The organism is Acinetobacter sp. YH12233, from assembly GCF_013417725.1.
In the GTDB taxonomy this organism is placed as follows: domain Bacteria; phylum Pseudomonadota; class Gammaproteobacteria; order Pseudomonadales; family Moraxellaceae; genus Acinetobacter.
In genome coordinates, this window is record NZ_VPDK01000020.1 from 24,750 (window position 1) to 48,826 (window position 24,077).

The 24,077-nt window shown below is 41.4% G+C and carries 22 protein-coding genes; 14 read left to right on the forward strand and 8 right to left on the reverse strand.

The window, feature by feature from the left end; all coding sequences use genetic code 11:
* Window positions 1-26 precede the first annotated feature (26 nt).
* On the reverse strand, window positions 27-1,226 hold the full coding sequence (locus FTV12_RS10265) for an MFS transporter (RefSeq protein WP_159122894.1): 1,200 nt from the start codon (window positions 1,224-1,226) through the stop codon (window positions 27-29).
* Window positions 1,223-1,666: a MarR family winged helix-turn-helix transcriptional regulator gene (locus tag FTV12_RS10270; protein ID WP_179993230.1), complete on the reverse strand. Its 444-nt coding sequence runs from the start codon at window positions 1,664-1,666 to the stop codon at window positions 1,223-1,225. Before FTV12_RS10270 ends, FTV12_RS10265 begins: the two co-directional genes overlap by 4 nt.
* Before the next feature lie 260 nt (window positions 1,667-1,926).
* On the opposite strand from FTV12_RS10270, the gene FTV12_RS10275 reads away from it, so the two are divergent.
* Window positions 1,927-3,372 carry a cytochrome ubiquinol oxidase subunit I gene (locus FTV12_RS10275; protein ID WP_005235865.1) on the forward strand — a complete coding sequence of 482 codons (1,446 nt, stop codon included), beginning with the start codon at window positions 1,927-1,929 and terminating at the stop codon, window positions 3,370-3,372.
* A complete protein-coding gene (gene cydB / locus FTV12_RS10280; protein WP_034702762.1) occupies window positions 3,369-4,373 on the forward strand; it encodes a cytochrome d ubiquinol oxidase subunit II in 1,005 nt (334 codons plus the stop codon). Before FTV12_RS10275 ends, cydB begins: the two co-directional genes overlap by 4 nt.
* Before the next feature lie 195 nt (window positions 4,374-4,568).
* Here the strand turns inward: cydB and FTV12_RS10285 are convergent, their stop codons facing one another.
* Both FTV12_RS10285 and FTV12_RS10290 read right to left on the reverse strand, forming a co-directional pair.
* Entirely contained in the window at window positions 4,569-5,186 is a 618-nt protein-coding gene (locus FTV12_RS10285; protein ID WP_180011023.1) for a thermonuclease family protein, read from the reverse strand.
* A 161-nt stretch (window positions 5,187-5,347) separates the two neighbouring features.
* Window positions 5,348-6,265 carry a LysR family transcriptional regulator gene (locus FTV12_RS10290; RefSeq protein WP_180011020.1) on the reverse strand — a complete coding sequence of 306 codons (918 nt, stop codon included), beginning with the start codon at window positions 6,263-6,265 and terminating at the stop codon, window positions 5,348-5,350.
* 94 nt (window positions 6,266-6,359) lie between these two features.
* Between FTV12_RS10290 and FTV12_RS10295 the strand changes: the two genes are divergently transcribed.
* The 7 genes from FTV12_RS10295 to FTV12_RS10325 all read left to right on the forward strand — a co-directional run bounded on the left by FTV12_RS10295 (window position 6,360) and on the right by FTV12_RS10325 (window position 13,213).
* A complete protein-coding gene (locus FTV12_RS10295) occupies window positions 6,360-7,601 on the forward strand; it encodes an acyl-CoA dehydrogenase family protein (RefSeq protein WP_159122898.1) in 1,242 nt (413 codons plus the stop codon).
* A gap of 54 nt (window positions 7,602-7,655) precedes the next feature.
* A complete protein-coding gene (locus FTV12_RS10300; RefSeq protein ID WP_180033988.1) occupies window positions 7,656-8,777 on the forward strand; it encodes a phosphotransferase family protein in 1,122 nt (373 codons plus the stop codon).
* Complete coding sequence (locus FTV12_RS10305) at window positions 8,774-9,472, forward strand: histidine phosphatase family protein (RefSeq protein WP_034702771.1); 699 nt, start codon at window positions 8,774-8,776, stop codon at window positions 9,470-9,472. Before FTV12_RS10300 ends, FTV12_RS10305 begins: the two co-directional genes overlap by 4 nt.
* A 50-nt stretch (window positions 9,473-9,522) precedes the next feature.
* The gene (locus FTV12_RS10310) at window positions 9,523-10,266 is read left to right on the forward strand and encodes an SDR family oxidoreductase (protein WP_179993228.1); all 744 of its coding nucleotides are present in this window, start codon (window positions 9,523-9,525) and stop codon (window positions 10,264-10,266) included.
* Window positions 10,267-10,667: 401 nt separating this feature from the next.
* Window positions 10,668-11,726 carry a fatty acid desaturase gene (locus FTV12_RS10315; RefSeq protein WP_179993227.1) on the forward strand — a complete coding sequence of 353 codons (1,059 nt, stop codon included), beginning with the start codon at window positions 10,668-10,670 and terminating at the stop codon, window positions 11,724-11,726.
* Between the two features lie 159 nt (window positions 11,727-11,885).
* Entirely contained in the window at window positions 11,886-12,596 is a 711-nt protein-coding gene (locus FTV12_RS10320; RefSeq protein WP_179993226.1) for an SGNH/GDSL hydrolase family protein, read from the forward strand.
* Between the two features lie 32 nt (window positions 12,597-12,628).
* Complete coding sequence (locus FTV12_RS10325) at window positions 12,629-13,213, forward strand: uracil-DNA glycosylase family protein (protein WP_180011016.1); 585 nt, start codon at window positions 12,629-12,631, stop codon at window positions 13,211-13,213.
* A gap of 60 nt (window positions 13,214-13,273) precedes the next feature.
* Here the strand turns inward: FTV12_RS10325 and FTV12_RS10330 are convergent, their stop codons facing one another.
* The 3 genes from FTV12_RS10330 to FTV12_RS10340 form a co-directional block, all read right to left on the reverse strand.
* A complete protein-coding gene (locus FTV12_RS10330) occupies window positions 13,274-13,765 on the reverse strand; it encodes a pyridoxamine 5'-phosphate oxidase family protein (RefSeq protein ID WP_180033989.1) in 492 nt (163 codons plus the stop codon).
* Between the two features lie 172 nt (window positions 13,766-13,937).
* Complete coding sequence (locus FTV12_RS10335; RefSeq protein ID WP_125278624.1) at window positions 13,938-14,375, reverse strand: hypothetical protein; 438 nt, start codon at window positions 14,373-14,375, stop codon at window positions 13,938-13,940.
* 263 nt (window positions 14,376-14,638) lie between these two features.
* Complete coding sequence (locus FTV12_RS10340; RefSeq protein WP_180011011.1) at window positions 14,639-16,192, reverse strand: phospholipase D family protein; 1,554 nt, start codon at window positions 16,190-16,192, stop codon at window positions 14,639-14,641.
* A gap of 120 nt (window positions 16,193-16,312) precedes the next feature.
* Between FTV12_RS10340 and FTV12_RS10345 the strand changes: the two genes are divergently transcribed.
* From FTV12_RS10345 to FTV12_RS10365, 5 genes are all read left to right on the forward strand, one after another.
* Window positions 16,313-17,425, forward strand: coding sequence for an S-(hydroxymethyl)glutathione dehydrogenase/class III alcohol dehydrogenase (locus FTV12_RS10345; RefSeq protein ID WP_166138145.1), 1,113 nt, complete (start codon window positions 16,313-16,315; stop codon window positions 17,423-17,425).
* Window positions 17,426-17,656: 231 nt separating this feature from the next.
* Window positions 17,657-18,181, forward strand: a complete 525-nt coding sequence (locus tag FTV12_RS10350; RefSeq protein ID WP_159122907.1) for a hypothetical protein — start codon at window positions 17,657-17,659, stop codon at window positions 18,179-18,181.
* Window positions 18,182-18,719: 538 nt separating this feature from the next.
* On the forward strand, window positions 18,720-19,769 hold the full coding sequence (locus FTV12_RS10355; RefSeq protein ID WP_180011009.1) for a 3-deoxy-7-phosphoheptulonate synthase: 1,050 nt from the start codon (window positions 18,720-18,722) through the stop codon (window positions 19,767-19,769).
* A 255-nt stretch (window positions 19,770-20,024) separates the two neighbouring features.
* Window positions 20,025-21,203: a PilT/PilU family type 4a pilus ATPase gene (locus tag FTV12_RS10360; protein WP_180011007.1), complete on the forward strand. Its 1,179-nt coding sequence runs from the start codon at window positions 20,025-20,027 to the stop codon at window positions 21,201-21,203.
* A gap of 403 nt (window positions 21,204-21,606) precedes the next feature.
* A complete protein-coding gene (locus FTV12_RS10365) occupies window positions 21,607-22,803 on the forward strand; it encodes a PilT/PilU family type 4a pilus ATPase (RefSeq protein WP_125278619.1) in 1,197 nt (398 codons plus the stop codon).
* 75 nt (window positions 22,804-22,878) lie between these two features.
* Here the strand turns inward: FTV12_RS10365 and FTV12_RS10370 are convergent, their stop codons facing one another.
* The gene (locus FTV12_RS10370; protein ID WP_179992609.1) at window positions 22,879-24,054 is read right to left on the reverse strand and encodes an MFS transporter; all 1,176 of its coding nucleotides are present in this window, start codon (window positions 24,052-24,054) and stop codon (window positions 22,879-22,881) included.
* Window positions 24,055-24,077: the final 23 nt, after the last annotated feature.

Genomic DNA, 24,077 nt, shown 5'->3' on the forward strand with positions numbered 1-24,077 from the left:
GTTTAAAAATTTTTGAATCAGCTGGTTTATGCTTTGACTGAGGTCGATTTAACCTTGCGGCCATGCAGCAGGTAATACCAGATCAGACAACTAAAGGTAAGCACTGCGGAAAACAAATAAAGCTGACGATAACCCACCTGATCCAGCAGCATACCGAGGAAATAAGGTCCGAAACCAAGACCGGCATCTAGTGCAATAAAGAAAGTCGAGGTCGCCAGACCCATCCGTTGCAAGGTGGTACTTTTCACGGCAATAGTTTGACACACGGACTGGATATTTCCAAAACCAAAACCTAATAACGCGGCACTCGCCAGTAACATCACAGAGTTTTGTGCCTGACTCAGCATTAGAATACCTACTGCCATAATCACGATTGCAGGATAGATAATGATGTTTTCACCTTTACGATCCATTAATGGGCCAGTAAATGGACGCGACAGCAGAATGGCAAAAGCATACATCAGGAAGAAGAAAGAGGCTGCTTCGACCAGATTGATGTCTTTGGCATAGAAGTGGATAAAGGACAATACGCCTGAATAACAGGTAGCCACCAGCAGGACAATGATAGCAATCGGCAAGGCATTCGGCTCTACATACTGAGCGAGCTTACTGGCAGATTGTGGAACAGAGGAAGTCGATGTACCACTCGCTTTAAGGCGCGGCGGCTGGATAAACAGACCGCAAATCAGGCAGCTGAGCGCAACAATAGTAGTAAAGATAAAAATCACCTGATAATTAAAATTCGTCATCAGCCAGATCCCGACAAAAGGACCAATCGCTGTACCAAGCGTACTGCTCATACTGAAATAACCAATACCTTCACCACGTCGTGTTGCTGGAATGGTTTGCGCAATTACTGTGCCGAGTACGGTAGATGCCATACCCATCATAAAGCCGTGTATCAGACGAATACCCAATAACACTTCTAGTTTGGCCGGAATCATATAAAGTCCGGAAAATAGCAAAAAGCCAGTCAGGCCAATCACCAGGGTATTTTTTAGTCCTAGACGATTCAGCAATTTCCCAATAAATAAGCGTCCAATTAGTGTTCCGACAATAAACAGACCGGATACCAGACCGGCTTGTGCAGTCGATGCTCCCAGTTCAGCGACCGAGAAACCGACAATCACAATCACCAGCAGGTAAAACACCAGAACGAGCTGGAAATTAACCAGACTGACCAGGACGAAATTAGAGGTCCATAAGCGGGCTTGATCTTGGCTCATTGTGGTGTTTCCTGAGATGAAGGATGTAATTGCTGAATCAGCTGTACCAAAGTGTTTTTACTGCTTTGCAGATCATCTGCATCAATCTGTTGCAGTAAGTGATCTTCAAAAGCATCAATCTGTTTGGAACACAGGTTAAAGGTTTTAACCCCTTGCTTGCTGAGTTTAAATAATTTCTGACGTTTATCTTCGGTTTCGATCTGGCAGATTAAGTCGAGTTCACTTAAATGCTGGATACGTTTGGTTATGCTTGGTTTTGAAACATTTAAATAGCTTGAAATATCAACCAGCGTGCATTGCTGTTGGGATTGAATGGTATAGAGCACTTGCCATAAGGAATAATTAAGTTGGGAGGATAATAAAATCGTATTGATTTCATCACTCATGAGTCGTGCGCAACGCAGCAACAGTGAACGAAATCTGGAAGAGGATTGAAACATATAGTTAACCTGGCTAACTAAATTGTGCCTAATTTACGCCTCTTTATTCAATTAGACAAGAGGGAAATTTTGAAAATTTTTGCATGGTTAACGTCTTTTTGACTAAGTTATTACAAGTCTTTAACCTGATTAAAAAACAATCAACAAAAGACTACATACTTTTAAGAATGATTCAGCCTAAGCTACCTAAGCACTAGAAAAATCCATCACTTAATAACTGAAGGGCAGATATGCCAAATAACACTGCATAGGTGAAGTTTATGACTCTGGGTTTAACTGCATTAGAGTTAGCACGAATACAGTTCGCCTTTACTGTATCTTTTCATATTATCTTTCCTGCAATTTCAATCGGATTAGCAAGTTTTTTGGCTATTCTGGAATGGCGCTGGTTAAAGACTAAAAATCCGATTTTTCAGGATCTGTTCAAGTTTTGGGTCAAAATTTTCGCCGTCGCATTTGGTATGGGCGTCGTATCCGGTGTGGTAATGAGCTATCAGTTCGGAACCAACTGGAGTGAGTTTTCCCGGGTCGCTGGAAGTGTGACGGGGCCCTTGCTGGCTTATGAAGTTTTAACTGCGTTCTTTTTAGAAGCCGGATTCCTGGGCATCATGCTCTTTGGCTGGGATCGGGTTGGCCCACGAGCACACTTTTTCTCCACTTTAATGGTCGCAGTCGGCACCTGTATTTCCATGTTCTGGATTTTATCTTCCAATAGCTGGATGCAGACCCCTCAAGGTTTTGCGATTGAAAATGGCCTGATCGTCCCGCAAGACTGGGTAGCGATCGTATTTAACCCGTCTTTTCCTTATCGTTTGGCTCATATGGCAATGGCCGCCTTTCTGGTCTCCGCCTTACTTGTAGCCTCAACAGCGGCATGGCATCTGATCAAGGGCCGTCGCGATCCTTTAGTCAAAACTTCATTTTCCATGGCCATGTGGCTGATTCTGGCACTTGCACCTTTACAGATTTTTGTGGGGGATATGCATGGTCTGAATACGCTTGAACATCAGCCAGCCAAACTGGCCGCGATGGAAGGCCATTGGGAAACCAATCATGATGAAGGAATGCCTTTATACCTGTTTGGGATTCCAGACATGCAAGCGGAAGAAACCAAATATGCTATTGGCATTCCTAAATTGGGTAGCCTGATTCTGACGCATTCTATGGATGGAAAAGTCACGGGGCTTAAAGATTTTGCGCCTGAAGATCGACCCAATTCACTGGTCGTGTTCTGGAGTTTCCGGATTATGGTCGGGATGGGTATGTTGATGCTCTTGCTTGCATTATGGGGGCTATGGTCACGCACCCGAGGACGTTTTTATGAGTCACGTGGACTGCATCGTTTTGCACTCATCATGGGTCCATCCGGATTTCTTGCCATGCTGGCAGGATGGTTTACCACAGAAGTCGGCCGTCAGCCTTGGGTTGTCTACGGCATTATGCGGACCAAAGATGCATTATCACCAGTGTCCGCTGAACAGGTCGGTTTGACTCTGATTATCTTTGTGGTGGTGTACTGCGTCGTTTTTGGCGTGGGAATTTTCTACATGTTGCGCCTTATGCATAGAGGTCCAGAATTTATTCATTCCAGACCACACCATGAATCGGATAGCGATGTGGTTCAGGCTTCCCGTCGACCATTGAGCAGTATTCGCGAACGTATTGAAGAGGTTCCTGAACATCCGGATCAGGAGGATAAAAAATGATTGATTTATCATTAATTTGGATTGCGATTATTGGCCTAGGTGTACTGGTCTATACCATTCTCGATGGTTTCGATCTGGGCATTGGCATCCTATTTCCATTCTTCCCGCATCAGGATGAACGCGATGTCATGATGAATACGGTCGCTCCGGTCTGGGATGGTAATGAAACCTGGATGGTTCTAGGGGGCGCCGGATTATTTGCTGCCTTTCCATTGGCTTATTCGACGGTACTCTCAGCGCTATATATGCCCATTATCCTGATGGTGATCGCCTTGATTTTTCGTGGTGTCGCTTTTGAGTTCCGTTTTAAGGCGAATAAAAGCAAACACTGGTGGGATAAAGCCTTTATTGGGGGATCGATCGTTACCAGTTTCTTGCAAGGGATGATCCTGGGTGCATATATTCAGGGAATTGAAACACGAAATGGTGTCTATGTGGGCGGTGGTCTGGACTGGCTTAGCCCCTTCAGTATCTTTACCGGAGTCAGTGTCGTGGTGCTATATGCAGCATTAGGCTGTGGATGGCTCATTTATAAAACCGGTGATGATTTACAGGATCGTATGTTTAAACTGATGCCGAAGCTGATTATAGCCTTACTGATTATTTTAGGCGCTGTTAGTGTTTATACGCCGTTGACCCATCCGCAAATTGCGGAGCGTTGGTTCAGCCAGCCACAATTTACCTACTTTATGCCCGTACCGATCTTGGTCATATTGTTTACCTGGCTGGCCTTACGCGCCTGTAAAAGACGCAGTGAACTAGGTCCATTTTCCTATATGCTGGTGCTGGTATTCCTGGCATATACCGGTTTTCTGATTAGTCTGTGGCCATATATTATTCCGCCATCAGTCACGATCTGGCAGGCAGCGGCACATGAAAATAGTCAGTTATTTGCCTTGATTGGTGCCTTGATTCTGATTCCGATTATCGTGATTTATACCTGTATGTCCTATTGGGTATTCCGACACAAGGTACGTGTTGGAGATGATGGTTATCATTAAGGAGCAGTTATGACACGCAAACAGATAGTATGGTTTGTCGGCTTATGGCTTGCAGGTTTTTTGACACTAGCACTTATTGCAGGGGCATTCCGCTTTCTGGTGCATTTGGCCTATTAGGTATATTAAATGAACAAAGAAAAGGGATTTGTTAGTACAAATCCCTTTTTATAGGCTAAATTTTTGATTTTTAAAATATCAAGATGAGGCTTTGATCTGTTTACGATAAACACTTGGACGGACAGGGCGGCTGTTTTTCCATAACCCTTTTTTCTGCTTTTTAGCTTTATTCTGTAGTTCCATCATATAGCGTAAATGGTTTTTATCCCGGATATATTCCTCATAAACCCATGCCGCACCACGTTTCACAATCTCTTCATTGATATTCTTGCGATAATGATAGACCACACCGACACAGCGACCATAACGGTCAATATCCGTAATTTGTACCCGAATCATTTTATTTTTAACCATACTTTGAACTAGGCGTAGTGATTCCTTACCATAGGCCTGTGAAGATTCAGGTGCATCGACATAGGCAAAACGTAATTTGGTCTCAGAGCGACGGATATTAAAACGGTAGCAGGTGAGGGTGTCACCATCACTGACCGCACTTACCCGGCACCAATATTTCTTACCTTTCTTAAAGGGGCGAAATAGGTCCTTTAAATACACCGTAATTTTATGCAGCAAATAATAAGAAAAACACAGAAGTGCGAAGCCCAGCACAATTTGCCAGGTGGTGGAGAGATGTAACAAGGGCAAGATCCAAATCAGCAAAAACAGCCGCATAAACACAGCTAAAAGTTGAGCCATTTTAGATCAAAGCCACTCCGCATAGGGCTTAAAAAGCCATCAATCAGTGTTTAGTTTTGTACCGATAAAATAGCCTAAGCACTATCAAATTAGGCCAATCTCAATCCTAAAACCTGATAATAAAAATAGCCTAAGCAAGTTTAAATTATCTCATAAATAGCCTAAGCAAAAATTTTATAAATTTCATTTCTCAAAAATTGATGTCTTTTATTCTCCTGCAAATCTCTATGCCAATACATCCCCATATTAATTTTCGGAAGTTGTACAGGAACGTCAAAAATATTCAGACAGTTTGCTAACTGTAGATGAGTCAAAACATTTTTAGGAATTGTCAGCATGGCAGTCTTTTGCTGTTCCAGAATTTGCAGGGCTGTGGAATAGTGCTGACAACGTAAAAAAATCTGTCGGGAATAATGTTTTCGACTTAAATATATATCTTCAACTAAAACTCCCGTACGGCGTGAGGAAACGCCAATATGAGGTGAGGCCAGATAAATCTGTTCATTCATTTCTGTTCGTTGTGTACAGACCACGAATTCATCCTGTACCAGTCGTTCAAACTGAATTTTTTCACTAATACTTTGCTCCAGATCAATAACAAAATCGACCTGTTGAGAGGCGAGATCTGCAGCAATATTTTTACGGTCGAGTTTCATGCTACTCAGTTGAAGATCCAGGTTAATTTTTTGGAAATGTTGAACCAGTTTAGGAAAGATCATGGGTTCAATTTCGTCATGTACAGCAATTTTTAAGCTATGAATCGATTCCGGTCTGAATTGCTGATGCTGCATCGAAATATTCTGAATCGTAAAAAGTGCATTTTTAATTTCAGGATAGATCTGATCCGCAAACGGCGTAGGTTGCATCTTGCTACCAGTTCGCACAAATAAATCATCTTGTAAATGCTGTCTTAAACGTTGTAAAGCATGACTGGCCGCTGACTGGCTTATCGATAGAATTTGCGCAGCTTTAGAAATACTGTTTTGTTCGTAAATGGCAATAAAAAGTGGATAAAGATTAATATCAATACGATGAAAATTTCGTAGATCCATCACGGTTTTTGAATGAATACTATGCATACTACTATATGGAATTAAATCATTTTATTCATAATAAGTTTTGGGTTAAGGTGTTGTAAAGCGTATGAATTAGAATATTCAGAGGGATAAAGCAATGTTTGAGCTGTCAGCACGTGCACAGGATTATTTAAATAGAACAAAAAAGTTTATTACTGATGAAATTGAACCTGTCGAGGCTGATTTCTGGCATCAGGTGCATGAACTGAATCAAGGCGGTGACTGGACCAAATGGCAATGGCCGGCAGAACTTGAAACATTGAAAGATAAAGCCAAAGCGGCAGGTCTCTGGAATATGTTTTTGCCTTGTCCAGAATTAGGTCAGGGATTATCCGTTCAGGAATATGCGCATATCGCTGAACTTTCTGGACGAAGCCTAATTGCACCTACTGTCTTTAACTGTAATGCACCAGATAGCGGCAATATGGAAGTACTGTGGCGCTATGGTTCTGAAGAACAAAAACAGCAATGGTTAATGCCACTTCTGGAAGGGAAAATCCGTTCAGTGTTCTGTATGACTGAACCTGCAGTGGCTTCTAGTGATGCTACCAATATGCAGGCGACGGCGGTAGTTGAAGGTGATGAAATTGTTTTGAATGGTCGTAAATGGTGGTCTTCAGGTTTGGGTGATCCAAATGCCAAAATCATCATCTTTATGGCACATACACCGGATGAATCCAAAGACCGTCATCATCAGCATTCCATGGTTTTAGTTCCAGTCGATACTGCAGGCGTAAAAATCGAACGGATGCTTCCAGTCTTTGGTGACTATGATGCACCACATGGCCACGGCGAAGTCAGCTTTGATAATGTTCGTGTTCCAGTTTCGAATTTTATTGGCGGTGCAGGTCAAGGCTTTGAAATTGCCCAAGGTCGTTTAGGGCCAGGCCGTATTCACCATTGTATGCGTTGCATCGGTGCTGCTGAAAAATCATTAGAGTTGATGATTGACCGAGGTATGAGCCGTACCGCATTTGGTAAAGAGATTTTAAAACTGGGTGGTAACCTGGAACGTGTCGCAGAAGCTCGCGTTGCCATTGATCAGGCTCGATTATTAACCTTGTATGCTGCCTATAAAATGGATACTTTAGGGAATATGGCAGCACTGACTGAAATTTCTGCAATTAAAGTGGTCGCGCCAAGTGTGCTGGAAAAAGTCGTGGATATGGCAATTCAGATCCACGGCGGTGCGGGTGTTTCTCGTGACACACCGCTGACCGGATTCTTTGCCCAAGCCCGTGCCTTACGTCTGGCTGATGGCCCGGATGAAGTGCATAAAGGCATGATTGCCAAACTGGAACTGGCAAAACGCGGTTATAGCACACGTCGTAAAAAATAAGCTGGCTTTATATACAGAACATTGAAACGTATTAGAAGATTTTAAGGAAAAATTATGGCGGTCATTGATGTAGGTGGATCAGTTCGTGAAGGTGAGGAACTGGATGTACAGGCCATCACAGATTGGTTAAATCAACAAGGAGTAAATGTAGAAGGTCCTTTAGAGCTTACTCAATATTCCGGTGGAGCTTCAAACTGGACTTATCGTTTGCAATATGCCAATGCCGATTTGATTCTACGTCGTCCGCCTCAAGGGACTAAAGCTAAATCTGCGCATGACATGGCACGTGAATATCATGTACAAAAAGCTTTGGCTGAACACTATCCAGTCGTACCTGAAATGGTGGCACTTTGTCAGGATGAATCAGTCATTGGCTGTGATTTTTATGTGATGAAACGCATTGAAGGTATTATTCCGCGTGCCAAGCTGCCGCCTGAATTACAACTGACTGAACCAGATATCCATACTCTATGTATTAATGTGATTGATAAGCTGATCGAACTACACCAAGTTCCTTACACTGGTACAGAACTGGAAAAGTTAGGCAAAGGTGAAGGCTATTGCCGTCGTCAGGTCGAAGGCTGGGATGCACGTTACGAAAAAGCCAAAACATTAAATGTTCCATCTTTTAAATACGTGCGTAACTGGCTGAAAGATAATATTCCATCTGATTCCAAAACCTGTGTCATTCACAATGACTGGCGTTTTGATAATGTCATTTTGGATCCAGAAAATCCAACTGAAGTTATTGGGGTGCTGGACTGGGAAATGGCCACCCTGGGTGATCCGCTGATGGACTTGGGTTCTGCCTTGGCTTATTGGGTAGAAGATACGGACAATGCCATTTTTAAAGCAACACGTCGTCAGCCCACCAATTTAAAAGGTATGTTTACCCGTAAAGAAGTGGTGGATTACTATCTGGAGAAAACCGGTCTGCAACCGGAAAACTGGACATTCTATGAAGTGTTTGGGATTTTCCGTCTCTCGGTAATTGCTCAGCAGATCTATTATCGTTATTACCACAAACAAACCAACAATCCAGCCTTTAAGGATTTTTGGGTAGTCATTCATGCCTTGCATATTCGTGCCTTAAAACTGATTGGTCTACAAAAGCTTGAAGCCAATGACATTGCACAAAAATATATCCTGAAATTTAAAGAGTTAATGCCAAAATGACCACCATTTACTTGATCCGGCATGGACAGGCATCTTTCGGGGCAGCCAGTTATGATCAGCTTTCGCCAAATGGGGAACTACAGGCAAAATTGCTCGGTCGTTATTTTGATGAAATTCTGAAAGAAGCACCGTATGTAGTGGCTGGTTCTATGCAACGTCATCAACAGACGGCACAGTTATCTTTAGATGAATGTTTTCCTGAAAGCGAGATTTTGACCGATAGTGCCTGGAATGAGTTTAATCATCAGCAGGTCTTTGCCCGTTATGAACCGCGTTTTAATCAGCCTGAACTGCTGAAGCAGGATGTCTCAGAACATGCCAATCCACGGGATTATCTGAGCAAGATCTTTAGTGGAGCGATTGCTCGCTGGACCTGTGATGATTATCACCATGAATATGATGAATCCTGGCCAAATTTTAAAAGCCGCGTAGAAACCGGTTTGCAGAACTTATGTGATCAGCTTGCGCAAACTAAACCGCGCTATGCAATCGTGTATACCTCGGGTGGCGTCATCTCTGTGGCGGTAGGCAAAATCCTGGGTCTGAGTCCGGAGAAAACTTTCGCTTTAAACTGGGCAATTACCAATACCAGCATTACTACATTGCGTCTGGTCGGAAATGAACCCCAGCTACTCAGTTTGAATGAACATCATTTTATTAAAGCACAGCGTCCAGACCTGCTAACCTGGATTTAAAAATTATTGAAGATAAAACACCTTATAAAATAAAGGGATAGGGTAAAAATATGGCTAAAACGATTTTAATTACTGGTGCAAGTTCAGGGATTGGTGCCGGTATGGCACGTGAATTTGCAAAAAAAGGGTATAACCTGGCGATTTGTGCACGTCGTCTGGAACGTCTGGAAACTTTGAAGCAGGAACTCGAGAGCCAATATGATATTAAAGTCATTGCCAAAACACTGGATGTGACCAATTATGATCAGGTTTTTGAAGTTTTCCGTGCCTTTAAAGAAGACTTTGGCACCATTGACCGGATTATTGTCAATGCTGGTGTAGGTGAAGGCCGCCGGATTGGTAAAGGTAATTTTGCGATCAATAAAGCTACTGTTGAAACCAACTTTATTTCTGCATTGGCACAATGTGAAGCTGCAGTGGAAATTTTCCGCGCACAAAACTCCGGTCATCTGGTGATGATTTCATCGATGAGCGCAATGCGTGGTATGCCAAAACACTTGACTGCTTATGGCGCAAGTAAGGCTGGGGTTGCACATCTGGCTGAAGGCATTCGTGCTGAGCTAATTGATACACCAATTAAAGTCACGACCATTTTCCCAGGCTATATTCGTACTGAAATTAATGAAGGCGCGAAAAAATTACCATTTGAAGTGGATGAGAAAACGGGTTCACGTTTATTGGCAGAAGAAATTGAGAAAGCGCCAGTCAAAGCCTATGTACCGAAATGGCCTTGGTTGCCACTTGGTTTAGCAATGAAAATATTACCGCTAAAATTAGTCAATAAATTAGGTTAAAACTTCAATTAAAAAAAGCTCCATTAGGGGCTTTTTTACTTTCTAGAATTAAAAAAATTAGATGAGATAAGTTTATTAATGGCTTTAAAGGTAAAAGATATGATGAATAAGGTTAGTTGAACTTCTCTAAATAGCTAAGACTTTGATGATGAATAAATTTTATTTCTATATAAAAATAAATATTCTATCAAAATAGAAATAATTAAATTTTTAAGAAGAGAATTTTTAGACGACAAGTTTTATAGAAAATACTCCTTATTTTTCTGCTTTATTCTTGATCTTAAAAAAATTACTAAAACTGCCCAAAACTTGGACATACTCGCTGCGAAAGTGGAAAGATAACTTCTCTTTTTTATAAATTCCTTTAATGTACAACTGTTCAGAAATCAAAGGTTGTCCATATGTCTACATCTTCGGATATGACTGACCAACAGCGAATCTCTAAGGTCAGAAATATCGTTACACAGGCCGGGGAAGAAATACGTACCCGTTATCCTATACTTAAACATCAGAATTTCATTGGTGCGAGTATTTTAGGTTTTGCCTGGACGGGGATGATCGCATGCGCATTGGCATATGGATATGGTTATCTTTCTGCGTGGTTCACCATTCCCCTAATTGCAATTTTTGCTTCACTGACACATGAATTAGAACATGACCTGATTCATTATATGTATTTCAAAAAAACACCTTGGGCACATCATTTAATGTTGGCTTTAGTGTGGCTGGCTCGTCCAAATACAATTAGCCCATGGGCTCGCCGACGCATGCATTTGCATCATCATAAATATTCAGGCACTGAATATGATCTTGAAGAACGTGGCATCAGTAATGGTATGCCATGGGGGGTTCGCCGCATTCTAGTGATCAGTGACCAGTTGATGTCAGTGTATTTGCGTCCTTTTCAGATGTTTAAAATGATTCATCTTTTTATGGAAAAACAGCCTGAAAAAGAACGTAAAGTTGCCATGATTTCTCAGCTATTAGGCTTCTTGCCATTAAGCTTGATTTATTATGGTCTGTGCTATTTATTTGTAGTCTTTCATGTAGGTAATGCCGTTGCACCAATCTTTGGTTATGAAATGCTTTGGTCGGAAAGTATCATCGAAGCTATGCCGCTCGTGAATTTCTTGGCAGTAATTTGGATCATTCCGAATTTTATCCGTTCTTTTAGCCTGCAATTCGTTAGCTCCAATATGCATTATTATGGTGATATTGATCCACGCGATGTCATCAAGCAGACTCAGGTACTGAATCCATGGTGGATGGTGCCATTCCAGTTATTTTGCTGTAATTTCGGTTCAACTCATGCGATCCATCATTTTGTGGTCAAAGAACCCTTTTATATACGTCAGTTGACCTCTAAAACGGCGCATAAAGTCATGAAAGAAGTGGGTGTACGCTTTAATGATATTGGGACGTTCAAGCGCATGAACCGCTGGAATGATCATAAAGTTTGATATATCAGCCACATTAAAAAAATCCCGTTAAACGCCGGGATTTTTTTATTTTGCTAGTTAAAGTTACGTGAATATTCATTAAAAATGACTGCTGAGGTATTACTCGTAATCCATAAATTGCAGTAAAATTAATCATATCTTTATATAAATTAGTCCATTATGTTGCTCAAAGCTGCCACTATCGCCTTAATTCCCACGCTCGTAATTCAGGGTAACCGTGTCAAAAAAAATACGATAAAACTTCCAGAACCAGAGGGTGCACGAGAAGGTCAAACAGGAACAGGCAAAAAACTTTCATTACTGATTGTGGGTGATTCAGCAGCAGCAGGGGTCGGGGTAGATCATCAGAATGATGCCTTACTTGGCGCGATTCTGAATGAGCTAAAAAATGACTTTGAAATTGAATGGAAGTTACAGGCAAAAACGGGCGATACCACCTCAAAGGTCATTCGTACTTTAGACCAGATTGAAGCTAAATCCTATGATGTGGTCGTGACTTCAGTCGGCGTGAATGATGTGACTAAGCTCATGCCTGCCGATGTCTGGATCAAGAAGCAGGAACAGTTTTATGGCAAAATCCAGCAAAAGTTTAATCCAAAACTGGTCATTGCAGCCGGTGTCCCTCCAATGAACATGTTCCCAGCTTTACCGAATCCTTTGGCCTGGTTATTTGGTCAATATGCCAAACACATGAACCAACAACTGGAAAAATTTGTGAACAAGCAGATCAACATGCAATGGATTGAATACGATATTGAAAAATATCGGGCCATGAATTTACAAATGGCCAAAGATGGTTTTCATCCAAGTAAGGAAGTTTATACACTTTGGGGACAAGAAGTCGCTAGCAAGATCCGTCAGGCATTCTAAAATAACTGAAATACCTGAATCTGGAACAGTTTATGTCGGATATTGAAACCCATCCATTACCGCCATTTTTACCGCCCAATGCCAAATTATTGATGTTGGGCAGTTTTCCGCCACCCGCAACGCGCTGGAAAATGAATTTTTATTATCCGAATTACCAAAATGATATGTGGCGGATATTTGGATTAATTTTCTTTAAAAATAAAGATTACTTTTTGGACTTACCTAATAAAAAATTTCAGGAACATCTAATCCGTGAGTTTCTAACTGAAACGGGGATTGCGATTTTTGACAGTGCTTATCAGATCCGACGCCTGAAGGGAAATGCTTCCGATAAATTTCTGGAAATTGTAGTGCCAACGAATTTGCAAAATCTATTAGGGAAAATGCCGGACTGCAACCACATCATGACTACAGGCGACAAGGCCACAGATACTTTGATGCTCTCTATGCCTGAAGGTACGTTGAAACCCGGTATAGGTGAGCCAACACAGGCACATTTTCTTGGCCGTGACCTGTATCTATACCGGATGCCATCTTCATCCCGGGCTTATCCTTTGGCTCTGGATAAGAAAGCAGATAGTTACCGGATGATGTTCGAGCATGTCGGTCTAATTTGAGTTATGAAAAAATATAAATATTAAGTATATTTATGAAATAAGCTTACTTTTAGAAAGTATTTAAATATTTTCTACCTGCATATTGGGATATTCGACCCAGCGATAATCCTTAACTTTAATATCCCGAACATGATGAAAGCTGGACCAGATCAGTTTGCTACCTTTACTCCATTTTAATGTAGAGATACGAGATTCAACTTTCTCAATCTCTTCCGCTGTTGCAGGACGTAAAGAGCCAATCTCTGCATATAAACGTACACCGGGATAATGCTTAAATTTTCCCTTGAACATGGAACTTAACCAGAACAGTTTGCTGCTATTCACAGCCTGAATGCAGGCAAGTGGCTGATGCTGTAAATTTTCAGAGAAGGTGGTGGAGTAGGTATCAAAAAACAAACCTGTACTAGACTGCTGATCCAGAAAGACAGTTCCGATCGGAGTAATACTAGGAAAGCCTTGGGGATTGACGGTTGCGATCGAACAATGCATTGCTGCACGCTGCGCATCTGCAACAACTTGACGGATATTTTGCCATTCAGAAGGGGAAATCACGATGTTTTCTCTTTATTATTTTAATCAAGCTTAATCTGTATGTCTAAAATAGGCATTGCCATAAAAATATTCAGGCAAGGGCAATTTAACCAATTAAATATATTAGGTAAATTCCCTGTAAACGAAAAAGAGCCGATATGGCTCTTTCAAATTTTAGAAATGGAAAAATGAATTAACCATCATATTCCACATAATCCCACAGGTTTAAGCGCGCTTTAATTTCTTTGCGGATATTCGGCAACATCGGGAGTAATGTCCCGTCAATCCATAAACTTAAAGCTTGTGCAGAAATCAGTTGCTGTTGTTCATCGACCAGTTGCGCGCCTTTAACCATCACCAGTGTTTCTTCAGAAGCTTCGGTTTCAACACCTTTGAATAGCACCTGTAATTCATAACCGGTATCCTGAATCAGCCATTCCAGTTCGACCTGGATATTCTGATTAGATTTAAGTACGACCTGACCTTCGACCAAGTCCGAATCAGACAGGCAGTCATGTTCAACCCGTATTTTGGCTAAAAACCATTCTTGTTGAGACAGATCCTGCAAGGTCTTAACAGGGGTGAGAATATCACTGAGTTTAAACTGACGACTTAAATCAAAAAATTGCATGGGAGTGGAAAGCGAAAATTCGCAAAATACTGGAAAAGTGTAATTTTAGAGCAATCAACGGAATAGGTAAAACCTTTGTAGGTATTGATCTGATTAATGTATAAGAAATAAGCTGAAAAATATAAGTATAAAAACCTGCTTTATAGATTTAGTCAATTTTATATTGTTCAGCTTATCACCAATAAAGATCCAAAATATCCAAAGCCAACTATCAATTAAGGAAAAATCACACTAAATGTAATTTGATTGCAATGTATTTGTCATTACATCAACCATTCTCCGGGGAATTTTGTCGCCAGATTCATCATATAACGCTGGAATTGTGTCGTTTCAGGGTCATGATTATGCTGAATCACTGAACCATTTTTCTGATGTTCCAGCCAAATGATCTCACCCTGTTTATTTAACTTCAGCTGATAAGCCATTCTGGGTAAATACTGGTTTAAAGACTTGGTAATTTCATCTTGGAGTTGATCTGATTCAATCACCAGACCGACTTCAGTGTTTAAATAGGCAGAGCGTGGATCAAAGTTAAAGGAACCGATAAATACCATGCCATCCAGATCAAAGAATTTGGCATGTAGACTGGAGCTGTTCTTATTTTTGGCCGGAATAATATTACCGGTCATAATTTCATACCAGGTCCGTTTTGGTCGTTCAATATAAGGTTTGAATTCCCAGAGCTCGATCCCATTCTTGAGCAGCTGTTTACGGTATTGCTGATAATAGGCATGAACCAAAGCGACATCATTTGCCTGGAACGAATTGGTTAAAATTCTGATTTTGACACCCTGTTGGGCACGTTTACTTAAATAATCCGCACCTTCCTGAGTAGGAATGAAATAAGAAGAAACCAGTTCCAGATGATCTTTGGGTTCACCCATAAGTTCCAGCATATGGGTATAAATATAATCGCCATTCTGGGCGCTACGACGGACCTTGGAAGGGGCATCGGCAACAAAATAGGCATTTCCCCATTTGATTGGGCGCTTTCTCAACTGCTCATCAATCTGCTGTTCAGCAATACCGACTCGGCGTTTCAATTCATTTTTATCGACTTCATCTTCTTTAAATTCAGTTCTTAGTCGTTTTAAAAGTTGTGGATTACCCGAATCATTTAGAACTTGTCGGATATCATAGCTCAGATCATCGTTCCAGAATTTGATAAAGGTCTGATTCGCATCGTGAGCTGGTTTCCCGGCAAAGAAAATATCGACATCGCTAAACTGAAAATCCTCACTAGCATCAAAATATTCACTACTGATATTCCGACCACCCGTGACCGCTGCCGTACTATCCGCAATAATCAGTTTGTTATGCATGCGCGGATTAACATATTTCATACGAAATCCGTAATCTAGGGCACGCAATTGACGGAATTTATAAGGATTAAATAGTCGGACTTCGAAATTGGGATGCTGGGCTAAGGCCAGCAGCTTATCATCCAGTTGAGTTCCGTTCTGGTCATCAATCTGAACCCGAACCTTCACGCCACGGTCTGCGGCTTTTAATAATTGGGAGAGGATCATGTTGCCAATATAGTCATCTTTCCAGATGTAATATTGCAGGTCGAGATGGTATTTGGCTTGATTAATCAGATATAACCTTGCCGCCATACTCATAAAACCGTCATATAAAGGCAGATAAGCCGTTTTCCCTTCCTGAATCTGTGGCAGTTGTTCCTCTCTGATCCAGTGGGTCGATTGTACTGGAGTAATAGCTTCTTCTTTTGCTGTATTGGGAGCTAATTCACAGCCAGAAATAGTCAGGCTAAAAACAAAAATACTTAAACATGTAATTGACGAGGGCTTAGTCATTGATGTTCCATTAGTTATAGGGGTTTTATTCCTCAACTTGTGATGTTAATGGTTGAATCTCCGAATAGAAAGAGGTTACTGTTAACCATCTGTAAATCAGTAATAAAAGGATCGTTTTACATGAAATCACGTGCAGCGGTTGCATTTGGCCCAGGTCAGCCATTAGAAATTGTGGAAGTAGATGTTGCTCCACCAAAAGCAGGTGAAGTACTGGTAAAAATTAGCCATACTGGCGTATGTCATACCGATGCATTTACCTTGTCTGGTGATGATCCGGAAGGCGTATTTCCAGCCATTTTAGGCCATGAAGGCGCGGGTGTGGTCGTTGAGGTAGGTGAAGGCGTGACGAGTCTGAAACCGGGTGATCATGTGATTCCACTTTACACAGCAGAATGTGGTGAATGTCTGTTCTGTAAATCGGGTAAGACCAACCTGTGTGTAGCGGTTCGTGCGACTCAGGGTAAAGGTGTAATGCCAGATGGAACTACCCGTTTTTCTTATAATGGCCAGCCGATTTATCATTATATGGGCTGTTCAACGTTCTCTGAATATACAGTCGTTGCAGAAGTTTCTCTGGCGAAAATTAACCCTGAAGCTAACCATGAGCAAGTGTGTTTATTAGGCTGTGGCGTGACTACAGGTATTGGTGCAGTACATAACACTGCTAAAGTACAGGAAGGCGATAGCGTCGCTGTATTTGGCTTAGGCGGTATTGGTCTTGCAGTTGTACAAGGTGCTCGCCAGGCCAAAGCCGGCCGTATTATTGCCGTGGATACCAATCCAGATAAATTCGAACTGGCTAAACAGTTTGGCGCTACTGATTTTGTGAATCCAAAAGACTATGACAAGCCAATTCAGCAAGTGATTGTGGAAATGACCGGTTGGGGCGTAGACCACTCTTTTGAATGTATTGGTAATGTCGACGTAATGCGTTCAGCACTAGAATGTGCACACCGTGGCTGGGGTCAGTCTGTGATTATTGGCGTAGCAGGTGCAGGTAAAGAAATCTCGACTCGTCCATTCCAGTTAGTGACTGGTCGTAAATGGATGGGTACGGCATTTGGTGGTGTTAAAGGTCGTTCTCAATTACCGGGCATGGTTGAGCAGGCCATGAAAGGCGAAATTCAATTAGAACCATTTGTGACACATACGATGCCATTAGAACAGATCAATGAAGCCTTTGATTTGATGCATGAAGGCAAGTCGATCCGTAGCGTGATTCATTTTGATTAAGATGATTTAGCGATTTAAACTTCATAAAGGCCGGTGAACACCGGCCTTTTTATTTTAATAATTAAGGTATATCAGATACATTTGCCTATCAAAGCACCACAGAGCTTTACCTAAAAAACACAAGGCTTCTAAGGTCATTACATGCCAGATGCTTATAGTGAATAGAAGCGTATCGATAGACGCGATTAAAACCATGTTTAAGAATCATTTTAAAGAATAAGGATAAGCTCTATGTCGAATGATAGATTTGATCGTATTAAAAATTCTCCTAAAGATGTCCGTGATGATTTAAACGCCGATCCAATTAGCGGCGAGCCAGGTGCACATCCTATTGGCACAGGCGTAGGTGCCGCCGGTGGTGCAGCTGCAGGTGCAGCAGTCGGTGCAGCAGGCGGTCCGGTCGGTGCAGCAGTAGGCGGTGTTGTTGGGGCAGTGGTCGGTGGTCTCGCAGGTAAAGGCGTAGGCGAAGCTGTGAACCCGACTGAAGAAGCAGCTTTCTGGCGAGATAATGCTGTTGAAACCCCTTATTATTCAGATGCCCGTACCACGTATAGCGATTTAGATTACGATCGTGACTATGATGCGGCCTATCGTGTCGGTTATGAAAACCGTGGGGCATATGATGCCAATACCCGTTTTGAAGATGTAGAAAGCGATCTGAAAGTAAAATGGGAACAGGCAAAAGGCCAGTCACGCTTGAACTGGGAACAGGCAAAATTTGCAGTACGTGATGCATGGAATCGCGTAACCCGTTAATTGCAAATGCCAAAACCAAGATCTAATATGCTCTTGGTTTTAAGGAAATGGGCAAAGTCTGCTGACCGTCACGACTTTGTCCATTATTAATATCTGAAAGGTTAGAATTCTAGGGCGATAAGTAAAAGTATAAATACTGATAAATATTTTTTTATATTTACTACTTGTCAAAACTGGATAGAGCGCGTATTTTAATTTCAGATTCACATTTTTATGAAAGACATAAACATGTTAAAGCAACCTATCATTTCAAACGCTTATTTTTATTTCTGGCAGTTTAGATAATTGCCTGAATGCGTTTGGGCAATGAAAAGGTTGCCCACCAGTTAATACCTGATCGGCAACCCTGATCAGGTTTTTTTATGCATGTGATTTAACAATTTTTTGGAGACAGCCATGACAAACTTTAACTATTCATACTTTAGCAACTTTTATTGGTCTTACTTTAGCCAGCTAATGACGCTTTCGACATCTTCGATTAGACCCATAACGCTCAAATAAAAGTTTGGACTGATTGCCAGTCCCAGGATTTAAAGTCATGAATATTGCACATACATCACAACAACATCAAACAGAAACCATTTTAGCTTTACCACAGCAGCTTAAGCAGCAATTGCCACTGTCTCCGCAATTGGCTGTACAAGTCGCTGAACAGCGTCAAATTATTCAAAATATTTTAGAGGGTAAAGATCACCGTTTAATGGTGATTACCGGACCATGTTCCATTCATGATGAAGCTTCCGCACTGGAATATGCAGAAAAATTAAAACAGCTTCAGGAACAGGTTTCTGATCAAATTTTCCTGGTTATGCGGGCCTATATTGAAAAACCACGTACCACCGTAGGCTGGAAAGGCTTCCTGTATGACCCAGAACTCGATGGCTCATCCAATATGCAATTGGGTCTGGAAAAATCTCGTGCACTGTACCTAAAACTGATTGGCATGAGCCTGCCGATTGCCTCAGAGATCTTAAGTCCAATGGCAACGGCGTATTTCGATGATCTATTGGCCTGGGGTGCGATTGGCGCGCGTACCAGTGAATCACAAATTCACCGTGAAATTTCCAGCCATATGCCGTACAGCATCGGTTTCAAAAATGGGACAGATGGTTCGATTCAAATTGCTCTTGATGCTATTCAGTCAGCTTCCAATCCACATCAGTTCATGGGCATGAGCCAATCGGGTCTGCCGTGTATCCTGAGCTCAAAAGGGAATCCAAAAGCACATTTGATCCTGCGTGGTTCAAATAGTGGTCCGAACTACCAGTTGTCTGAAATTGAAAAAATTAAAGCGAAACACTCAACCGATTTGCCGGCCCTGGTTATTGATTGCAGTCATGGTAATAGTTCAAAAAACCCAATGCTACAACCTGAAGTGCTGGAGCAAATCGTCGCTGAACGTTTGCACAGCAATGTGCGGGGTGTAATGCTCGAAAGTCATCTGGTCGATGGCAATCAGAAAATCTCTGAAGATATGGTTTACGGCCAGTCAGTGACTGATGGATGTCTGGGCTGGACAAAAACCGAGCAATTATTGTTAAATATGGCTGATTCACTGCGATGCGAAAGTTTAAAGCGTAGCGCTTAAACTCACGATCTTATCTTTCCTCAATTCGTTGAGGAAAGATATTATGATCGGATATGGTTGTTCAGAAGTATTTTTCTAAATGCTGAAAGCAACAATTCGATATTTTGAAAATTAAAACAATGAGTATTAAAACGATTTTAAAAAATTCATAAAAAATAATTAATTTAAAAAAATAAACAATAACAATAATTTATTAGAGGTCAGCCTGATACTGTTTTTAAACAGCGGATGAGTAATGATCCTAGGAAGCTTGCTATGTATACAACTGAATTGCTCGATGAAGCACGTAAATTTATGCACCATATGCTGACCAAAGTCGTTGAATATGGTGGTTCCGATCTTTTTATTACAGCTGATTTCCCGCCCAGTATCAAACAGCAAGGGTTAATGAAACCGTTTGGCCAGCAGAAACTCACAGCCGATAAGACCCGTTTGTTTGCTTATGCCTTGATGAATGAGCGACAGATTCAGGAATTTGAATCGGTGATGGAATGCAATTTTAGTATTAGCATCCCGGGCGTGTCGCGCTTCCGGGTTAATGTCTTCCAGCAACAGCACAATGTAGGCATGGTGATTCGGGTCATTACGACAGATATTCCAAGCTTTGAGCAGTTAGGCTTACCAGCTTCATTGCAACAGGTCATCATGCAGAAACGTGGTTTGGTGCTGGTAGTTGGTGCAACGGGTGTCGGGAAATCGACTACATTGGCAGCCATGATTGATTATCGTAATACTCATACTGAAGGGCATATTATTACGATCGAAGACCCGGTGGAATATGTCTATCAGCATAAAAACTCGATGATCACCCAGCGTGAAATTGGTGTAGATTGCGTTTCCTGGCACAATGCACTGATTAATACCATGCGGCAGGCACCTGACGTTATCGTGATTGGCGAAATCAGGGATACAGACAGTATGGAGCATGCAATTGCCTTTGCTGAATCTGGCCATTTATGTCTTGCAACACTCCATTCTAATAATGCCGATCAGGCACTGGACCGGATTATTAACTTCTTTCCAGAAGAACGCCGTAATCAGTTACTGCTAGATTTATCAGCTAATATCAAAGCCGTGATTTCTCAGCGGCTAATTCGCACTGAAGATGGTAAAGGTCGTCGGGCTGCGGTAGAAATTCTGCAAAATACTCCTTTAGTTTCTGACCTGATTCGTAAAGGTGAATTCCATGAACTTAAAACGATTATGGCTCGTTCGCGGGAACTGGGCATGCAAACCTTTGATCAGGCATTATTTGATTTATATAACCAAGGCATTATTTCTTATGAAGAAGCCTTGCGTAATGCAGACTCCAGCAATGAATTACGTTTGCAAATCAAGCTGAAGAGCAGTCGTATTAATCCTGTTTTACAGGCAGAAAATGCACAGATTTCACTTCTGGAACAGTCCAGATCGCGTGCACTTTCTCCTGATTAATCTTGGCTTTTTAATAAACAGACTACTATTCAGTTCAATAGAACTGAGTCATAAATCTTCTTTAATGGTGGCTTTTAAGCAAGGCAGTTTTAGGCCACCTATCTAATTTTTTAATTTTATCCTTACTTGCCTGGTGAATTCAGTTTCACCGTCTTGCATTTATCCTGAATATGATCTTTTTCATTGTAATATTCTTTTAAAATGAAATAGGTTTTAAAAGGCAATATATGTCTACTTAATTGATATTTAATTGAACTACATCATATAAATTTTAAAAAATATTTTCTTTATAAATCAAATCTGTTTGAGGCTTTAAAAAAAACGCTGCACAATAAAAATCAAATGATATTGGCATGAATCAAGCATTTAAATTCATGTAATTGTGTATTTCCAGGGGAAGAGAATGTTCACGGCAGAACTGTTGGACGAAGCAAAAAAATTCATGCATCACATGCTGACCAAAGTAGTGGAATATGGGGGCTCAGACTTATTTATTACCGCAGATTTTCCACCGAGTATTAAACATCAGGGCTTAATGAAGCCCTTTGGACAACAAATTCTTACTGCTGAAAAAACCAAACTGTTTGCTTATAGCTTGATGAATGATAAACAGCGTCAAGAGTTTGAAGCTGAACTAGAATGTAACTTCGCGATTACTGTACCGGGTGTATCGCGCTTCCGGGTAAATGTTTTTGTACAACAGCTTCAGGTCGGGATGGTAATCCGGACCATTACGGCAGAAATTCCAAATTTCCAGAAACTGAAATTACCAGAATCATTGAAACACGTGATTATGGAAAAACGCGGTCTGGTACTGGTTGTAGGAGGAACGGGTTCAGGTAAATCGACCTCTCTGGCAGCGATGATTGACTACCGCAATGAAAATTCGGCGGGGCATATCATTACCGTGGAAGATCCGGTGGAATATGTACATAAACACAAGAAATCCATGATTACTCACCGTGAAGTTGGAGTCGATTGCCATTCCTGGCACAATGCGCTGAAAAATACCTTGCGTCAGGCCCCCGATGTAATTCTGATCGGTGAGATTCGGGATACCGAAACCATGGAACACGCAATTGCCTTTGCTGAAACCGGACATTTATGTCTGGGTACACTGCATTCCAATAATGCTAACCAGACTTTGGACCGGATTATTAACTTCTTCCCGGAAGAACGCCGTAATCAGTTATTAATGGATTTATCTTCGAATATGAAGGCGATTATTTCCCAGCGTCTGATTCGTACTCAGGATGGAAAAGGGCGTCGGGCTGCAATTGAAATCATGTTAAATACACCTTTGATTTCTGATCTGATTCTAAAAGGTGAGTTTCATGAGCTGAAAGCCATTATGGGCAAATCTCGTGAACTGGGCATGCAGACTTTCGATCAGGCCTTATTTGACCTGTATAACGAGGGTGCGATTTCTTATGAGGAAGCATTGCGTAATGCTGATTCGACTAATGAATTACGTTTACAGATCAAGCTGAAAAGCAACCGCCAGGATAATCCTGCTGCTGGAGAAGCAACACAATTCACGATGATGCAAGAACCGAAAGCTGAAGAAAAAGAACAGGAAAATACTTCAGCATCTGAATAAATACATCTTCGTGTCAGAATTAAAACAGGCAGTTCATCTGCCTGTTTTTTTATTATATTTAGATATTAACTTGTATTAGGCAGTCTTAACTTGAACGACCAGTTTAAAGTAAACAATACTGCATAAGGTGAGTAAACTACAGAGAATAAAGGCGAACTGATAACTATAAGTCGCAATAAGCGCCCCAATCAGTAGCGAACCGACCGCAATTCCTACATCATAGAAGGTATAAAAGGTCGAAGTAGCATAACCAATCCGGTGTTTCGGTGCACGTTGAATGGCCAGTGTTTGAATGCAAGGTTGTGCGCTGCCAAAACCGATACCAATCAATACCGCAGCCAGCAGGAATCCCCCCAACGTCTGAATCTGACTGAGTAAAAAGAGTCCTAAGCTAAAGATGAGTAGCGCAGGATAAATCACATATTGTGGACCTTTGCGATCGTAAATTTTTCCGGTAATCGGACGTAAACTCATCATGGAAATGGCGAATACGACAAAGAATAAACTGGCATAAGCCATCAGGTTTTTACTGGCAGCAAAAGGTGCAATAAAAGACATGATGCTGGCATAAGAGAAAGAAATCAGAGCTGCCAGAACAGCAACAGGCAATGCTTTCTTTTCTACAACATCAGACAACACCAGTCCTTTTTTCTCAGGAATAGTTTGAATGATGTGCTCAGGCTCTTTGACCGGAATCATTAAGCAGAAAGCAAATCCGATAAAAACTAATGCAATAAGCAGCGTTGTGATCTGAAAATAAGACCAGTATTCAATCAGACTTAAGCCAATCAATGGTCCTAGAACAATACCCAGATTGACTGACATGACGTAATAGCCCATGCCTTCGCCTTTACGCTGTTCTGGAATAAACTGATTTACTACAGGGACACAGACGGTAGTCAAAATACTAAACCAGATCCCATGCAAAAAACGGATGATAAATAAGGTCGTCAACTGATCGGCAAGCAGGTAGGCTAGGGAAAATAGACTGAAAAAGATTCCAGAAACAATCAGGGTTTTACGGATACCCAATTTTTCAATAATTAGGCCACTAAATGGTCGTACAGCAATCGCTGAAATCATGAACAAGGTCATGGCCAGACCAGCTTGGGCTAAGTTTCCGCCTAATTCTTTCAGGATATAAATCGGTAAAATCGTGGTTTGTGCAAAATAGAAAATAAATAAAAACAGGTTATTGGCCAGACACAGCACAAAAGGCTTGGTCCATAAAGGCAATAGATTGGATTTCATAATTTTCCTAAATTGATCTATAG

What these genes read in the sequence shown, in the direction of transcription:
- FTV12_RS10265 (WP_159122894.1), bottom strand. Translation starts at nt 1,226, where the DNA reads ATGAGCCAAGATCAAGCCCGCTTATGGACCTCTAATTTCGTCCTGGTC.
- FTV12_RS10270 (WP_179993230.1), bottom strand. Translation starts at nt 1,666, where the DNA reads ATGTTTCAATCCTCTTCCAGATTTCGTTCACTGTTGCTGCGTTGCGCA.
- FTV12_RS10275 (WP_005235865.1), top strand. Translation starts at nt 1,927, where the DNA reads ATGACTCTGGGTTTAACTGCATTAGAGTTAGCACGAATACAGTTCGCC.
- cydB (WP_034702762.1), top strand. Translation starts at nt 3,369, where the DNA reads ATGATTGATTTATCATTAATTTGGATTGCGATTATTGGCCTAGGTGTA.
- FTV12_RS10285 (WP_180011023.1), bottom strand. Translation starts at nt 5,186, where the DNA reads ATGGCTCAACTTTTAGCTGTGTTTATGCGGCTGTTTTTGCTGATTTGG.
- FTV12_RS10290 (WP_180011020.1), bottom strand. Translation starts at nt 6,265, where the DNA reads ATGCATAGTATTCATTCAAAAACCGTGATGGATCTACGAAATTTTCAT.
- FTV12_RS10295 (WP_159122898.1), top strand. Translation starts at nt 6,360, where the DNA reads ATGTTTGAGCTGTCAGCACGTGCACAGGATTATTTAAATAGAACAAAA.
- FTV12_RS10300 (WP_180033988.1), top strand. Translation starts at nt 7,656, where the DNA reads ATGGCGGTCATTGATGTAGGTGGATCAGTTCGTGAAGGTGAGGAACTG.
- FTV12_RS10305 (WP_034702771.1), top strand. Translation starts at nt 8,774, where the DNA reads ATGACCACCATTTACTTGATCCGGCATGGACAGGCATCTTTCGGGGCA.
- FTV12_RS10310 (WP_179993228.1), top strand. Translation starts at nt 9,523, where the DNA reads ATGGCTAAAACGATTTTAATTACTGGTGCAAGTTCAGGGATTGGTGCC.
- FTV12_RS10315 (WP_179993227.1), top strand. Translation starts at nt 10,668, where the DNA reads ATGTCTACATCTTCGGATATGACTGACCAACAGCGAATCTCTAAGGTC.
- FTV12_RS10320 (WP_179993226.1), top strand. Translation starts at nt 11,886, where the DNA reads ATGTTGCTCAAAGCTGCCACTATCGCCTTAATTCCCACGCTCGTAATT.
- FTV12_RS10325 (WP_180011016.1), top strand. Translation starts at nt 12,629, where the DNA reads ATGTCGGATATTGAAACCCATCCATTACCGCCATTTTTACCGCCCAAT.
- FTV12_RS10335 (WP_125278624.1), bottom strand. Translation starts at nt 14,375, where the DNA reads ATGCAATTTTTTGATTTAAGTCGTCAGTTTAAACTCAGTGATATTCTC.
- FTV12_RS10340 (WP_180011011.1), bottom strand. Translation starts at nt 16,192, where the DNA reads ATGACTAAGCCCTCGTCAATTACATGTTTAAGTATTTTTGTTTTTAGC.
- FTV12_RS10345 (WP_166138145.1), top strand. Translation starts at nt 16,313, where the DNA reads ATGAAATCACGTGCAGCGGTTGCATTTGGCCCAGGTCAGCCATTAGAA.
- FTV12_RS10350 (WP_159122907.1), top strand. Translation starts at nt 17,657, where the DNA reads ATGTCGAATGATAGATTTGATCGTATTAAAAATTCTCCTAAAGATGTC.
- FTV12_RS10355 (WP_180011009.1), top strand. Translation starts at nt 18,720, where the DNA reads ATGAATATTGCACATACATCACAACAACATCAAACAGAAACCATTTTA.
- FTV12_RS10360 (WP_180011007.1), top strand. Translation starts at nt 20,025, where the DNA reads ATGTATACAACTGAATTGCTCGATGAAGCACGTAAATTTATGCACCAT.
- FTV12_RS10365 (WP_125278619.1), top strand. Translation starts at nt 21,607, where the DNA reads ATGTTCACGGCAGAACTGTTGGACGAAGCAAAAAAATTCATGCATCAC.
- FTV12_RS10370 (WP_179992609.1), bottom strand. Translation starts at nt 24,054, where the DNA reads ATGAAATCCAATCTATTGCCTTTATGGACCAAGCCTTTTGTGCTGTGT.